The sequence below is a fragment of the Siccirubricoccus deserti genome (genome assembly GCF_014283215.1).
Lineage (GTDB): Bacteria > Pseudomonadota > Alphaproteobacteria > Acetobacterales > Acetobacteraceae > Siccirubricoccus > Siccirubricoccus deserti.
In genome coordinates, this window is the sequence record NZ_JACOMF010000004.1 from 43,276 (window position 1) to 57,885 (window position 14,610).

Here is a 14,610-nt window from a genome sequence, read left to right on the forward strand (position 1 = left end):
GACGGCCGCCGGGCCGGCGGTTACGAGGGGGGCGAACGCCGCCGGCAGGGGAATGCGCCATGGCCATGCAACATGCTTCCGATTGGGACCGCGACGCCGCGCTGACCACCGCGCGCATCCTGCTGGAAATCAAGGCGGTGAACTTCCGCCCGGAGGAACCCTATACCTTCACCAGCGGCTGGAAGAGCCCGGTCTACATCGACTGCCGCAAGATCATCTACTTCCCTCGCGCCCGCACCAGGATCTGCGACCTTGGCGTCGAGAAGATCGGTCGCCACATCGGCTATGAGACCATCGACGTGGTCGCCGGCGGCGAGACCGCGGGCATCCCCTTCGCCGCCTGGATCGCCGACCGCATGGCAACGCCGATGGCCTATGTCCGCAAGCAGCCGAAGGGCTTCGGCCGCGGCGCCCAAATTGAGGGCGACGTGCCGGAGGGCAAGAATACCCTGCTGGTGGAGGACCTGACCACCGACGGCGCCAGCAAGATCAAATTCGCCCAGGCACTGCGCGACGCCGGCGCCACTTGCGACCACACCTTCGTGGTCTTCTACTACGGCGTCTTCCCCGGCAGCTTCGAGACGATGAAGGGCATGAACCTCAGCCTGCACCACCTGTGCACCTGGTGGGACGTGCTGGAGGTGTGCCGGGAGCGACCCTATTTCGCCGAGGGCGCGCTGAAGGAAGTGCGGAAATTCCTCGAGGACCCGGTGTCCTGGTCGCAGGCGCATGGGGGCATCGGCTCGGCGGCCGAGGCGAAGGCCAAGGGCACGGAGTAGTCCCGGCGGCATGAATGTTCCATTCATGCCGAGTGCCCGAAGGGGCGCATGGCCAGGCTTGCGGAGCGAACCGCTTGGCGACTGGGGGGCGTTGACCGGTCACGATCAACGGCCGTTGGTATAGGGAGGATCGGACCCGTTGGCGGAATCCGCAGGCGGCAGGCATCGGGGACCCAGGGACAGGAGGCATCGGCCGGGCGGCATACGACGACCGTTGCGCCGCGCGCTGCTGCTGGCGGCCGCCACGCTGCCCTGGGCCGCCGCCGCGCAGCCCAACGGGCGCGACACGCTGACCATCGGCATCACCCAATACCCCTCCACCTTCCACCCCAACATCGAGAACATGGCGGCGAAGTCCTACGTCCTCGGCTTCGCCCGCCGCCCGCTCACCGTCTACGACCCGGACTGGCGCCTCGCCTGCATGCTCTGCGAGACGCTGCCGACCTTGGGGAACGGGCTTGCCGCGCTGGAGACGACGCCGGAGGGCAAGCCCGGCATCCGGGTCACCTTCCGGTTGCGCGCCGATGCCCGCTGGGGCGACGGCACGCCGGTCTCGGCCGAGGATCTGCGCTTCGCCTGGGAGGCGGGGCGGGAGGCCGCGACCGGCTTCGGTGGCACCGAATTCTACCGCTCCGCCCATGCGCTGGAGGTAGTGGACGCGCGGACCATCATCCTGCATCTCGACAAGGTGACCTTCGATTTCGCCAGCATGGGCGATTTCCAGCCGTTGCCCGCGCATGTCGAGCGCCCTCGCTGGCAAGCCGACCCGCGCGGCTACCGCAACCGCACCGCCTATGACACCGAGACCACCAATCCCGCCCTCTGGTCCGGCCCCTACCGGATCACCGGAGTGCAGCCCGGCGCCGGCGTCACCTTGGAACGCAACCCGGCCTGGCAGGGCGCCGCCCCCGCCTTCCGCCGCATCCAGGTGCGAACGGTGGAGAACACCGCGGCGCTGGAGGCGCAGTTGCTGGCCGGGCAGATCGACATGGTGGCCGGCGAGCTGGGCCTGCCGGTGGAGCAGGCGGCGGCGCTGGAACGCCGCACCAGCTGGCGCTTCCGCGTGGTCTACAAGCCCGGGCTGATCTACGAGCATCTGGACGTGCAGCGCGACCACCCGGCGCTGGCCGATGCACGGGTGCGCCAGGCGCTGCTGCTCTCGGCCGATCGGGCGCAGATCGTGGCCCGGCTGTTCGAGGGACGGCAGACGCTGGCGACCACCAGCGTGAACCCGCTCGACCCGATGCATGACGCATCGGTGCCGGTCGTGGGGTTCGATCCCACCCGCGCCGCTGCCCTGCTGGATGCCGCCGGCTGGACCCGCGGGCCGGACGGCATCCGCCGCAACGCCGCCGGCGAGCGCCTGTCGCTGGAACTGATGACCACCGCGGGCAACCGCGCGCGGGAGGCGGTGCAGCAGGTGCTGCAGGGCATGTGGCGGCAGGCCGGCATCGAGGCGCGCATCCGCAACGAGCCGCCGCGCGTCTTCTTCGCCGAGACCCTGTCGAAGCGCCGCTTCCAGGGGCTGGCGATGTTCGCCTGGATCAGCGCGCCGGAGGGCGTGCCGCGCAGCACCCTGCATTCCGATGAGATCCCGACTGAGGCGCGCAACTGGTCCGGGCAGAATTACGGCGGCTACCGCAATGCCGAGATGGATGCGCTGCTGGAGGCCATCCCGACCGAGCTGGACGCCACGAAGCGCCGCGCCCTCTGGGCCCGGCTGCAGGCGATCTACGCCGAGGAGCTGCCCTCCCTCCCCCTCTGGTTCCGCGCCGATGCGCATGTCTGGCCGCGCTGGCTGGACGGCATCCGCCCGACCGGCCACCTGAACGCCACCTCACTTTGGGTGGAGGAGTGGCGGGTCCGCTGAGGCCTGTTAAGCTGCGACCACAGGAGGACGTCCGATGCCCGAAAGCCCCATCGATCCGCAGTTGATGCAGGAGACCCGGCTGCCCCTCGCCGGTCTGCGCGTGCTCGACCTCACCCTCGCCCGTGCCGGCCCGACCTGCGTGCGCCACCTCGCCGATTGGGGCGCCGAGATCATCCGGGTCGAGCCGCCAGCCAGCGCCGATGGGCTGGGCGGGGCGCGTGACGGCTTCGACAGCGTGAACCTGCACCGCAACAAGCGTGGCATCGCCCTCGACCTGAAGCATCCGGACGGGCACGCGGCCTTCCTGAAGCTGGCCGCCACCGCCGATGTCCTCGTCGAGAACATGCGGATGCAGGTGAAGCATCGGCTGAAGATCGCCTATGACGATCTGAAGGCGATCAACCCGCGGCTGGTCTATGCCTCGATCTCCGGCTTCGGGCAGACCGGCCCCTACAGCAAGCGCGGCGGCGTCGACCAGATCGCCCAGGGTATGGGCGGGCTGATGACCATCACCGGCGAGCCGGGCCGCGGGCCGATGCGGGTCGGCATCCCGATCAATGATCTCACCGCGGGCAACCTGCTGGCCTTCGGCATCATGATGAAGCTCTATGACCGGGAGCGCACCGGTCAGGGCGGCTATGTCCACACCAGCCTGCTGGAAGCGCAGGTCTTCATGCTGGACTTCCAGGCCAGCCGCTACCTGATGGACGGCGAGGTGGCCGGCCAGGCCGGCAATGACCATCCGGTGAACATTCCGATGGGCGTCTTCCCGACCACCGACAAGCCGATCAACATCGCCGCCTCCTCGCCGAAGCTCTGGACCAATTTCTGCAAGGCCGCCGGCCGCGAGGATTGGCTGGAGGTACCGGAGTGGAAGACCTCCGCCGGCCGCAGCAAGGACCGCGCCCGGGTGAATGCGGCCGTCTCAGAGGTCACCAAGACCCAGTCTTCCGAATGGTGGATCGAGAAGCTGGAGGAAGCCGGCATTCCCTGCGGCCCGGTCAACGACATCAAGGAGGTGTTCGACGACCCCCAGGTGAAGCACCTGGAGATGGCGATGCCGATGCGGCACCGGACGCGCGGCGACATCCACATCGTCGCCTCGCCGCTGAACATCGAGGGCAAGGAGACCGGCGTCTATCGCGACGTGCCCGAACTCGGCGAGCATGGCGCGGAGATCCTGGCGGAAGCCGGGTTGTCCGCGGAAGAGATCAAGGACCTGAAGGCCAAAGGGGCACTCGGCGGGGCATGAGCAACATGGAATTCGCGAACGGCAAGATCCTTGCCAGCATCGCCGACGGGGTGGGCCGGGTGGTGTTCAACCAGCCGGAGAAACGCAACGCCATGTCGGTGGACATGTGGGGCGGCATGGGCGAGGCGCTGGACCTCTTCGCCGAGGATCCCGGCGTACGCTGCGTGGTCCTGCAGGGGGCCGGCGACAAGGCCTTCGTCAGCGGCGCTGACATCAGCCAGTTCGAGAAGGCCCGCTCCAACGCCGATGCGCAGCAGGAGTACGACCGCATCACCGGCGCCGGGCGGATCAAGCTGGCGAATTACCCGAAGCCGGTGATCGCGCAGATCCGCGGCTTCTGCATGGGTGGCGGCCTCGGCATCGCAATGGCAACCGACATCCGCATCGCCTCGGATGACAGCCAATTCGGCATCCCGGCGGCGCGGCTCGGCATCGCCTACAACTTCGACATGGTGCGGGCGCTGGTCGATCTGGTCGGCCCGGCCCAGGCGCATCTCATCCTGATGACCGGCGACCGCTTCCCCGCCGCCGAGGCCGAGCGCTTCGGCCTGGTGAACAAGGTGGTGCCGGTCGCCGAGCTGGAGGCGACCGTGGCGAAGCTGGCCGCCACCATGGCCGCCAATGCGCCGCTCTCGCTGAAGACCAACAAGCAGACGGTCAAGGCGGTGCTGCGGGATCCCGCCGACCGCGACCTGGACGCCATCCGCGCCGCCATGGCCGCCTGTTTCGACAGCGCCGACTACCGCGAAGGCCGCCGCGCCTTCATGGAGAAGCGCAAGCCGGCCTTCACCGGCAGCTGAATCGTTCCGGGCCGGACACCCCCTTGTGTCCGGCCCGCTCCTGTTGCCGATCAGGCGAAATTTCCGGTGCAGCTTCCGCTGACAGCCCCTAGGATGCCGTCGGCCGTGACGTGCCCGGAAAGAGCGCGATCGGCCAGGGCTTGGTTTGCAGTGGCTTAGCGCCATCTCTGCGAGAACCAGCTTGAACACTGGGATGCTTCACTGCGCTGGCCGGACCACATCTACGGACCGGGGCTGGGACAAAGGGCAAAGAATGGACGGAAACCTCGAGGCGCGGGCCGTCGCGGCGCAGCCGCATGGCTGTGAATCAACGATCGCCTCGGAGGATTGCGTTGGCGCACCGATCTCCCGCATCGTGGCCGAGGTGGTGGGCCGGTTTCCGGGGGAACGCATCAGCCTGGGCGAGATGGCGGAAGCCTTTGGCGACCGCGCCTTTGGCCTGCTGATCCTGCTGCTGTTGCTGCCCTCGCTGCTGCCGGGCATGGCTTCGGTCTTCGGCCTGCCGGTGCTGCTGCTCGGTATCCAGATGGGCCTCGGGCGGCGGGTGCCGTGGCTGCCGAGATTCCTCGCCCGGCAAAGCGTGAAGCGGGAAGACCTGCTGCGGCTGACCGGCAGTTCCTCGAAATGGCTCAGCAAGATCGAGCGCTATGTGAAGCCGCGGCCCGGTTTCTTCACCTCCCCGCTCGGCGACCGGCTGTTCGGCTGGACGACCGCCTATGTCGCCATCATGCTGATCCTGCCCGGTCCGGGCACCAATGGCCCGCCGGCCTTCGGCAACATCGTGATGGCCCTCGGCCTGGTGGAGCATGACAGCCGGGTCACCGGCTGGGGCATGGCGCTGACCGTCGCCGGCTGCGCCTTCGCCACCTTCGTGCTGGTGGCGATCTGCTGGGTCGGGCTCAAGGCCGTCGGCTGGATGTTCTGATCTGGGGGAGTTTCCACCGGACCAGTGGCAGGCTAAGGGTCCGGCCATGCGCCGGTGGCCCGCGAGGGCTGAAACGGGAATGCGCGACGCGGGGGTTGTACCCTCGCCAGTCCGCAGCTGCCCCCGCAACTGTAGGCGGTGAGGCCCCTCCATTCGCCATTGCGCCCAGCGGGCGCGAGAAGGCGGCGGGGCCACGGATGCCATCAGGCATCCCCACCGCGAGCCAGGAGACCGGCCGGCGCAGAGTTGTCTCGCGCGTGCCGGGCGGGATGCACCGGCGCACCGGAGCATAGCCTTGCCACCACCATGGCAGGCTTCCGTCTGCGGGAACGACGCCCGTCGTCCCGACCCATCGCTTTGGGCCGGGGCTCGTTCGTCAACGCCGCAACGGAGGACCCGATGCGACGCCTGCCTTTGAATGCCCTTGCCGGCCTGATCGCCGGCCTTGCCCTGCCCGCCGCCGCGCAGCAGGCAATTCCCGACACCATCGTCTCGGCCACCCGCGTGCCGACCCCGCAGGAGCGGGTGCCCGCCGCCACCACCATCATCACCCGCCAGGACATCGAGGAGCGCGGCTACCAATCGCTTGCCGAGGCGCTGACGGCGGTGCCCGGCCTCCGCCTCTCCGGCGGGCTCGGCGGCCAGACCAGCGCCTTCCTGCGCGGCGCCGGCAGCCGCAACACCCTGGTCCTGCTGGACGGGGTGCCGGTGAATGACCCCGCCGAGGCGAATGGCGCCTTCAACTTCGGCAATGAGCTGCTGTTCGATGTCGAGCGGGTCGAGGTGCTGCGCGGCCCAGCCTCCACCCCCTATGGCTCGGCGGCGATCGGCGGCGTGGTCAACATCGTGACGCGCCGGGCGCCCACCGACCGCGCTTTCGCGCCCTACGGCGAGCTCGCCGGCGGCACGCAGCGCACCCTGCGCGGTGGCGCCGGCGTTGCCGGCACGGTCGGGACGGTGGATTATCTCCTCTCCGGCCAGTCGCTCACGACCCGCGGCTTCGACATCCTGCCGCCACGGATGGCCACCCGCACCGGCGAGCGCGACGGCTTCTCCGGCCAGGCCGCAACCGCGCGGCTCGGCTGGACGCCGGCCGAGGGCACGCGCATCGAGGGGCTGCTGCGCTGGCGGGAGAACCGCTTCGGATTCGACAACGACCGGCTGTCGGACGGCATCCGCACCGATGATCCGAATGCCGGTGGCCGCGACCGCCGCATCCTTGGCCAGATCCGCGGCGAGACCAGGCTGCTGGACGGTGCCTGGTCCACCGGCCTGCGCATCGCCCGCACCGAGGATCGCCGCCGCTACCTGAACCAGCCGGATTCCATCACCCCGGATGAGAGCAGCCGCGATTTCTATCTCGGCACCCGCACCAGCCTCGACTGGGGCAACACCCTTCGGCTGCCCAGCTTCGGCGCCTTCGGCGACGGGGCGCTCGGCTTCGGCATCGCCCATGCGGTGGAGGACTCGCGCCAGCGCAGCACCTCCACCAGCATGTTCGGCGAGAGCTTCACCCGGGTTGATGCAACGCAGCACACCACCGGCGGCTATGCCACGCTGCAGTACCGCGCCTTTGGCCGGCTCGACCTCACCGCCGGGCTGCGGCACGACAGCGTCACCGGCAATGCGGAAGCGACCACCTGGCGGCTTGGCGCGGTGCTGGCGTTGCCGGAGATCGCCTCCCGGCTGAGGGTCTCGGCCGGCACTGCCTTCCAGGCACCGGCACTATTCCAGCGCTTCGGCGTGACGCCCTTCTTCCGCGGCAACCCCGACCTGAAGCCGGAGCGCTCGACCGGCTGGGAGATCGGCGCCGAGACCGACCTGCCCGCTTTCGGCCGGGCCAATGCGGCTACCTTTGGCTGGACCTATTTCCAGAGCCGGGTCACCGATCTGATCAATTTCGACAGCAGCTTCACCACGCTGGTGAATGTCGATCGCGCCGACATCCACGGCGCCGAGCTGGGCCTGACCCTGCGGCCGGCCACCTGGGCCGAGGCGACGGTCGCCTGGACCATCACCGAGGCGACGAATGCCGCAACCGGCCAGCGGCTGGCGCGGCGGCCGGAGCATGTCGTTAGCGTGAATGCCCGGCTGAAGCCGCTGCCCAGGCTGGTGGTGGCGCCGACCGTGCTCTTCACCGGCCGGGCGGTGGACTACATCTACGCCGACGACGGCAGCAACCCGGCCGGGCGCAGCACCCCGGCCGGGACGGTGGTGAACCTCACCGCGACCTGGCAGGCCTTCGACCAGGCGGCGCTGTTCCTCGAGGCGCGCAACCTCGGCAACAGCCGGTTCGAGCCGCAGAACGGCTTCGTCACCCCGGGGCGCAGTGTGCTGGTCGGGACCCGCTTCGCGCTGTAGTGGGCGGCGAAGCGGCAGGCTTCGCCTTGTTCCAGAGCGGAACTCTCCGCAAACCACAGCCTGCGGCGGATTGCCTTTCAGGCATCAACACAATCCGCCGCAGGGTGCCACGCCGGCGACCCTGGTGTAGGAGCGGGAGGTGCCGACCGCCCTCGTCTTTCCTGCCGCCGCCCTGGCCGAAATCGCCGGCTGCTTCGCGCTCTGGGCGGTGCTGCGCCAGGGCGCCAGCGGCTGGTGGCTGCTGCCGGGCGCTGCCTCGCTGCTTGCCTTCGCCTGGCTGCTGACCCTGGCGGAGACCGATGCGGCCGGGCGGGCCTTCGCCGCCTATGGCGGGGTCTATATCGCCGCCTCGCTGGTCTGGCTGCGGCTGGTCGAGGGCCGCGCCGTCACCACCTGGGATCTGGGCGGCGGCGCGCTTTGCCTCACCGGTGCCGCGGTCATCCTGCTCGGCGCTGCGCGCGGGTGATCAGGGCGTGGCGACGGTTCCGCCCGGCACCCAGGCCACATCGCCGGCGCCATCGCCGTTCAACCGCCGCGACAGCACGAACATGTGGTCCGAGGCGCGGTTGAGGTAGCGCACCGCATCCGGGTTCACCGGCTCCGCCGCCGCCAGCGCCACCACCGCGCGTTCTGCCCGGCGCAGCAGGGTCCGGGCCATATGCGCGGCGGCGGCGCCTGGCGTGCCGCCGGGCAGCACGAAGCTGCGCAGCGGCGGCAGCACGGCGTTCATCGCCCCGATCTCCGCCTCCAGCCGCAGGCAATGCGCCGCCGTCACCCGCAGCCGTGCCCCGCCGGTGCCGGGCACGCAGAGATCGGCGCCGAGGTCGAACAGATCGTTCTGCAGCCGCGCCAGCATCCCATCCGCCTCGCCCTCGGTGTGCAGCCGCACCAGGCCGAGGCCGGCATTGGCCTCATCCACCGCCCCCATCGCCTCGACCCGCAGCGCATCCTTGCGGATGCGGCTGCCGTCGCCGAGCGAGGTCTCCCCACCGTCGCCGCCGCGGGTGGTGATGACGTCAAGCTTGACCATGTCGGGAACCTCGAGGGCCTGGGGGGTTCAAGGACTCAGGCGAAAGGTGATGGCGGTGACGACCTGGCCGGCCACCGGCTGGCCATCGCGCATCGCCGGCCGCCAGCGCCACTGGGCGAAGTAGCTCTGCGCCAGCCGGTCCAGCTCGCGCGAGCCGGAACTGGTGACCACCTCCACCTGTGCAACCCGGCCGGCTTCGTCAACCTGCACCCGCACCTGCACGGTGCCGGTCTCATTGCGGCGCCGCGCGGCCTCCGGGTAGCGGGGCTCCGGCGGACGGTAGAGCGGCGAGGCATTGGTGGTGATGCCGGTGATGCGGGCACCGCCAGCCTGTACCGCCGGCTCCGGCGCCTGCGCCGGCGCCGGTTGGGAGGCTGGCGGCGCGGCGCGGGCGGCGGTCTGGCGTGGCGGCGCCGGCCGTGGCGGTGCCGGCGCGACGGGCGGCGGCGGCAGCGGCAGTTCCTCCGGCGGCGCTTCCTCCGGCACCGCGGCGGTGTGCTCCGGCGGCGGCGGTGGCGGTTCGACAGCCTCGCGCGGCGGCGGAGGCGGCGGCAGCGCGTCCGGGGTCGGCAGCAGCGCCAACGGCAGCGGCTCCGCCGGGGTGACCGGCGGCAACTCGGCCAGTACCGGCGGCGGGGGCATCGGCGGGGCGACCGGCGCGGCAATCGGCGGCGGCGGCGGGGGCGACGCTGCCTCGGGCGGGGCCGGCGGCGCGGCGGGCTGTTCCGGCGGCGCCGGGACCGCGGGCGGTGGCTCGACGGCGTCGGGGTTGGCGGCGGAGTCCATGGCCTGGGAGGGTTCCCAGACCATCGCCATGGCCGGCTCCTCAACGGGTTGTGGTGGCGGTGAGCGGTGCAGCAGCAGCAGCACCCCGGCCAGCGCCGCCGCATGCAGCAGCAGGGAAGCAGCCGGCGCCCAGATCGCCCGGCGGCTGCCCGAAACCGGCAGCCGCGACCCGACTACAGCCACCGCCGGGGTCACAGCACCAGCACCCCGTGGTGCTTGGCCTTGCCCTCCGGCTCGACATGGATGGTGATGATGGCCCCGTCCATCTCGGCCTTCAGCGCAGTTTCGATCCGGTCGCAGATCGCATGCGCCGCATCGACGCTCATGCTGCCCGGCACCACCAGATGGAATTCGATGAAGGTGATGCGGCCGGCATGGCGGGTACGCAGATCATGCGCCTCGATCGCGCCGGCCGCATGAGTGGAGACGGCTGTGCGGATGCGGCCCAGCAGCCCCGGCTCCACCGCCTCATCCATCAGCCCGCCGACCGATTCCCGCACCAGCCGGCCGCCCGACCACAGGATGTTCAACGCGGTCAGCGCCGCCAGCAGCGGGTCGAGCCAGAGGATGCCGGTCAGCGCCACTGCGCCGACACCGGCCACCACGCCGAGCGAAGTGACCACATCCGCCACCAGATGCCGCCCATCAGCGCTCAGGGCGGGCGAGTTCGCCCGCCTTCCCTGGCGGAACAGCACCGCCGCCCAGCCAGCGTTGATGGCGGTGGCCGCCATCGACACCAGCAGGCCCACCGCCGCCTGCTCCGGCGCCCGCGGCGCGTAGATCGCCCCCCATGCCTCATCCAGGATGACGATGGCGGCGACGACGATCAGCGCCCCTTCGAGCACCGCCGAGAAATACTCCGCCTTGGTGTGGCCGTAGGGGTGGTTGGCGTCCGGCGGCATGGCCGAGAACTGCACCGCGACCAGCGTGGCGACGGCGGCGGCGACGTTCACCACGCTTTCCAGCGCATCGGCGAACAGCGCCACGCTGCCGGTCAGCACCCAGGCGCCGAGCTTCAGCGCCAGCACGGCGCAGGCGATGAGAACACTGCCGGCAGCAACGCGAAGCGTACGGCTCATCGGCGGGGGGGCGGGACGAACGGGAACAGGGCGGTGGCTCCGGGGGGAGGTTCGGTTCATGCCCCGGCTGCCGCCGGCCCGGCAACCCCCCGGTGGCCCGGCCGCGACGCAGGGCATCCGGAGGTCAGATGATCCGGCCCGCCAATTCAATCGTCAATGCTGTGAGCCGGGCGGCGGTGCCGGTCCGGCTCACACCGGCAAGGCCGCAATCACACGGAAAAATACTTCGCCCGCGGGTGGTGCAGGACGATGGCGCTGGTCGATTGCTCCGGATGGAGTTGCCATTCGTCGCTGATGGTCACGCCGATGCGCTCCGCGCCCAGCAGCTTGAGCAGCGGCACCTGATCCTCGAGCCGCGGGCAGGCCGGGTAGCCGAAGGAGTAGCGGCCGCCGCGGTAACCCTGGCTCAGCATCCGGTCCATGTCACGGTCATCGAATTCCGAAAATCCCCACTCGGCGCGGATCCGCTTGTGGACGTATTCCGCCATCGCCTCGGCCATCTCCACGCTCAGACCATGCAGGTAGAGGTAGTCCTGGTAGCGGTTCTCCTCGAACCACTCGCGGGCCACGTCGCTGGCCTTCTGCCCGACGGTGACGACCTGCAGCCCGATCACGTCGCGCGATTCCGGGCCGTCGCCGATGTCGCGGACGAAATCGGCGATGCACTCGCCATCCTGCTTCGGCTGGCGCGGCAGGGTGAAGCGGGCCACCTCGGTGCTGCCATCCGGCTCGAACAGCACGAGGTCGTTGCCGACGCCGGCGCATTTCCAATAGCCGTAGATCGCCTGCGGTCGCAGGATCTGCTTCTCCTCCGCCAGGGCCAGCATGCGCCGGAGGACGGGACGCAGCTCCTGCTTCGCCCAGCCGAGGAAGTCCTCCAGGCTGCGGCCCTGCTTCCGAAAGCCCCATTGGAATTGATAGAGGCTGCGCTCGTTGATGAAGGGCACCACCGCCTTCGGCGCCGCCTCGATCACCCGCGCGCCCCAGAAAGGCGGGTCGGGGATCGGCTCGCCGGCGGTGACACGGCGGCGGCGTTCCTGTGCATAGCCGACTTCCACTGGGGCGAAGCCGCGCGGATCGGCGGTGCCGAGGGTGCGGCTCTCGTTGCGCGACTTGCCCTTCCGCTTCGCCTGCACGGCGGCGAGGTAGTCATCGAAGCCGTTGCCGGTCACCTTGTCCATCAGGTGCAGCCCGTCGAAGGCGTCCCGCGCATAAGCGACGCGGCCGGTCGGCTCGCCATTGGCATAGGCGCGGACGCAGTCGTCCTCGACATAGTTCCGGGTCAGCGCGGCGCCGCCCAGCAGCACCGGCAGCTCGATCCCCTGGCGCTGCATCTCCTCCAGATTCTCGCGCATCACCACGGTGGATTTCACCAGCAGCCCGCTCATGCCGATCGCATGCGCCCGGTGCTGCTTCACCGCCGCGACCATGTCGGCCAGCGGCACCTTGATGCCGAGGTTGACCACGCGATAGCCGTTGTTGGTCAGGATGATGTCGACCAGGTTCTTGCCGATGTCATGCACATCGCCCTTCACCGTGGCCAGCACGATGGTGCCCTTTTCCTGCCCCTCGACCTTCTCCATGAAGGGTTCGAGGTAGGCGACGGCGGCCTTCATCGTCTCCGCGCTTTGCAGGACGAAGGGCAGCTGCATCTTGCCGGCACCGAACAGCTCGCCCACCACCTTCATGCCGTCCAGCAGCACCTCGTTGATGATGCTGAGCGGCGTCAGGCCCTGATCGAGCGCCGCCTGCAACTCCTCATTGAGGCCCTTGCGGTCGCCGTCGACGATGCGGTCCTTCAGCCGCCCTTCGACCGTCGCCGCCTTCACCTTGGCGACGTTGTCCGCCGCCTTCCGGCCGGAGAAGATCTCCAGCAGCTTCTGCAACGGATCGTAGCCTTCGCGGCGGCGGTCGAAAATCAGATCCTCCACCACCTGCACCTCCTCCGGCGGAATTTGGTGCAGCGGCTTGATTTTGCTGACGTGGACGATGGCGCCGGTCATGCCGGCCTTCACCGCGTGATCCAGGAAGACGCTGTTCAGCACGTGCCGCGCCGCGGGGTTCAGGCCGAAGCTGATGTTTGACAGGCCGAGGATGATCTGGATGTCAGGGAATTCCTCCCGGATCATCCGGATGCCCTCCAGCGTCCATTGCCCCAGCTTGCGGTCATCCTCATTGCCGGTGGCGATGGTGAAGGTCAGTGGGTCGATCAGCAGGTCGCTCTGCGGCAACCCGTGCTTGTTGCAGGCGAAATCCACCAGCCGGCGGGCGATGCGGAGCTTGTCCTCCGCGGTCTTCGCCATGCCCACTTCGTCGATGGTCAGGGCGATGACCGCCGCGCCGAATTTCTTCGCCAGGATCAGCCGATCCTCGGCCGCCTTCTCGCCATCCTCGAAATTGATCGAGTTGATGATCGGCTTGCCGCCATGCAGCTTGAGCGCAGCCTCAATCACCGGCGTCTCGGTGCTGTCGATCACCAGCGGCGCGTTGACGCTGCCGGTGAAGCGGCGGATCACCTCGTTCATCTCGGCCATCTCGTCGCGGCCGACGAAGGCGGTGCAGATGTCGAGGCTGTTCGACCCCTCTCCCACCTGCTCGCGGCCCATGGCGACGCAGCCGTCCCAGTCATGCGCCGCCTGGCGCTCGCGCCACGCCTTGCTGCCATTGGCGTTGCAGCGCTCGCCGATGGAGAAATAGGCATTCTCCTGGCGCAGAGAGGTCGCGCCATAGAGGCTGGCGACCGCGGGCACCCAGTGGAATTTCCGCGCGACGGGCGCCGGCCGCCAGGAATCGTGCTTGCGCAGCATCGCATCCAGCGCGGCGATGTGCGGCGTCGAGGTACCGCAGCAGCCGCCGATCAGGTTAACGCCATCCTCACGGATGAAGCGCTCCATCCAGCCCGCCATCTCGGTGGCGCCCAGCGGGTAGTGGGTCTTGCCATCGACCAGTTCCGGCAGGCCGGCATTGGGCTGCACGCTGATGAGGCCGGGCCAGTTCTGGCTGAGCCAGCGGACATGCTCGGCCATCTCCTGCGGGCCGGTGGCGCAATTCAGCCCGATCAGCGGCACGTCCAGCGCCTGCACCACGGTTGCCGCGGCGGCGATGTCGGGGCCGACCAGCAGCGTGCCGGTGGTCTCGACCGTCACCTGCACGAAGATCGGCAGCGCCTTGCCGGTCTGCCGCAGTACCGCCTTGGCCGCGTTCACCGCCGCCTTGATGAACAGCGTGTCCTGGTTGGTCTCGGTCAGGATGGCATCGACGCCGCCGGCGATCAGCCCGCGGCACTGCTCCTCCAGCGCCGCCTGCAGGCTGTCGTAGTCGATGTGGCCGAGGCTCGGCAGCTTGGTGCCGGGCCCGATGTCGCCGATCACCCAGCGGTCGCGGCCATCGGCGAAGCTCTCCGCCGCCTCGCGCGCCAGCTCGCCGGCCAGCTTGTTGATCTCGAAGGCGCGCTCGGTCAGCTCGAATTCGCCGAGCGTCACCGGCGAGCCGCCGAAGCTGTTGGTCAGCACCATGTCGGCGCCGGCCTCGTAGTAGCCACGGTGGATGTCGCGCACGAGGTCAGGGCGCGAGAGGTTCAGCACCTCGGTGCAATTCTCCTTGCCCCAATAGTCGCGGTCGATATTGAGGGTCAGCGCCTGCACCCGGCTGCCCATGCCGCCGTCGCAAAGCAGCACGCGGTCACGCAGGGCATCGAGCAGCGGGGGACGGGCCATGGGAATGCTTCC

The 14,610-nt window shown here is 69.6% G+C and carries 11 protein-coding genes and 1 riboswitch; of the genes, 7 read left to right on the top strand and 4 right to left on the bottom strand.

The window, feature by feature from the left end; translation table 11 throughout:
- Positions 1-59: 59 nt before the first annotated feature.
- From H7965_RS04965 to H7965_RS04995, 7 genes are all read left to right on the top strand, one after another.
- Positions 60-779, top strand: coding sequence for an orotate phosphoribosyltransferase (locus H7965_RS04965; protein ID WP_186769446.1), 720 nt, complete (start codon positions 60-62; stop codon positions 777-779).
- Between the two features lie 214 nt (positions 780-993).
- Complete coding sequence (locus H7965_RS04970; RefSeq protein ID WP_229682465.1) at positions 994-2,649, top strand: peptide ABC transporter substrate-binding protein; 1,656 nt, start codon at positions 994-996, stop codon at positions 2,647-2,649.
- 34 nt (positions 2,650-2,683) lie between these two features.
- Positions 2,684-3,901, top strand: a complete 1,218-nt coding sequence (locus H7965_RS04975) for a CaiB/BaiF CoA transferase family protein (RefSeq protein ID WP_229682466.1) — start codon at positions 2,684-2,686, stop codon at positions 3,899-3,901.
- A 5-nt stretch (positions 3,902-3,906) separates the two neighbouring features.
- Positions 3,907-4,701, top strand: a complete 795-nt coding sequence (locus tag H7965_RS04980; RefSeq protein WP_229682467.1) for an enoyl-CoA hydratase — start codon at positions 3,907-3,909, stop codon at positions 4,699-4,701.
- A gap of 253 nt (positions 4,702-4,954) precedes the next feature.
- Complete coding sequence (locus tag H7965_RS04985) at positions 4,955-5,626, top strand: exopolysaccharide biosynthesis protein (RefSeq protein WP_186769448.1); 672 nt, start codon at positions 4,955-4,957, stop codon at positions 5,624-5,626.
- A 35-nt stretch (positions 5,627-5,661) separates the two neighbouring features.
- Positions 5,662-5,880: riboswitch (cobalamin riboswitch) on the top strand.
- 145 nt (positions 5,881-6,025) lie between these two features.
- Positions 6,026-7,987 carry a TonB-dependent receptor plug domain-containing protein gene (locus H7965_RS04990; RefSeq protein WP_186769449.1) on the top strand — a complete coding sequence of 654 codons (1,962 nt, stop codon included), beginning with the start codon at positions 6,026-6,028 and terminating at the stop codon, positions 7,985-7,987.
- A gap of 139 nt (positions 7,988-8,126) precedes the next feature.
- Positions 8,127-8,453, top strand: a complete 327-nt coding sequence (locus H7965_RS04995) for a YnfA family protein (RefSeq protein WP_186769450.1) — start codon at positions 8,127-8,129, stop codon at positions 8,451-8,453.
- Here the strand turns inward: H7965_RS04995 and H7965_RS05000 are convergent, their stop codons facing one another.
- The 4 genes from H7965_RS05000 to metH form a co-directional block, all read right to left on the bottom strand.
- Positions 8,454-9,017, bottom strand: a complete 564-nt coding sequence (locus H7965_RS05000; RefSeq protein ID WP_186769451.1) for a cob(I)yrinic acid a,c-diamide adenosyltransferase — start codon at positions 9,015-9,017, stop codon at positions 8,454-8,456. It lies immediately after the preceding gene.
- A gap of 27 nt (positions 9,018-9,044) precedes the next feature.
- Positions 9,045-9,986 (bottom strand): energy transducer TonB, encoded by a 942-nt coding sequence (locus H7965_RS05005; protein ID WP_186769452.1) that lies wholly within the window; start codon positions 9,984-9,986, stop codon positions 9,045-9,047.
- Between the two features lie 8 nt (positions 9,987-9,994).
- Positions 9,995-10,882 (bottom strand): cation diffusion facilitator family transporter, encoded by an 888-nt coding sequence (locus tag H7965_RS05010; RefSeq protein WP_186769453.1) that lies wholly within the window; start codon positions 10,880-10,882, stop codon positions 9,995-9,997.
- A 209-nt stretch (positions 10,883-11,091) separates the two neighbouring features.
- Complete coding sequence (metH, locus tag H7965_RS05015; protein ID WP_186769454.1) at positions 11,092-14,598, bottom strand: methionine synthase; 3,507 nt, start codon at positions 14,596-14,598, stop codon at positions 11,092-11,094.
- Between the last annotated feature and the right edge of the window lie 12 nt (positions 14,599-14,610).

Bases quoted from the DNA above. Each gene is read 5' to 3' on its own strand.
- H7965_RS05000 (WP_186769451.1), bottom strand. From the start codon at position 9,017: ATGGTCAAGCTTGACGTCATCACCACCCGCGGCGGCGACGGTGGGGAG.
- H7965_RS04985 (WP_186769448.1), top strand. From the start codon at position 4,955: ATGGACGGAAACCTCGAGGCGCGGGCCGTCGCGGCGCAGCCGCATGGC.
- H7965_RS04975 (WP_229682466.1), top strand. From the start codon at position 2,684: ATGCCCGAAAGCCCCATCGATCCGCAGTTGATGCAGGAGACCCGGCTG.
- H7965_RS04965 (WP_186769446.1), top strand. From the start codon at position 60: ATGGCCATGCAACATGCTTCCGATTGGGACCGCGACGCCGCGCTGACC.
- metH (WP_186769454.1), bottom strand. From the start codon at position 14,598: ATGGCCCGTCCCCCGCTGCTCGATGCCCTGCGTGACCGCGTGCTGCTT.
- H7965_RS04990 (WP_186769449.1), top strand. From the start codon at position 6,026: ATGCGACGCCTGCCTTTGAATGCCCTTGCCGGCCTGATCGCCGGCCTT.
- H7965_RS04980 (WP_229682467.1), top strand. From the start codon at position 3,907: ATGGAATTCGCGAACGGCAAGATCCTTGCCAGCATCGCCGACGGGGTG.
- H7965_RS05010 (WP_186769453.1), bottom strand. From the start codon at position 10,882: ATGAGCCGTACGCTTCGCGTTGCTGCCGGCAGTGTTCTCATCGCCTGC.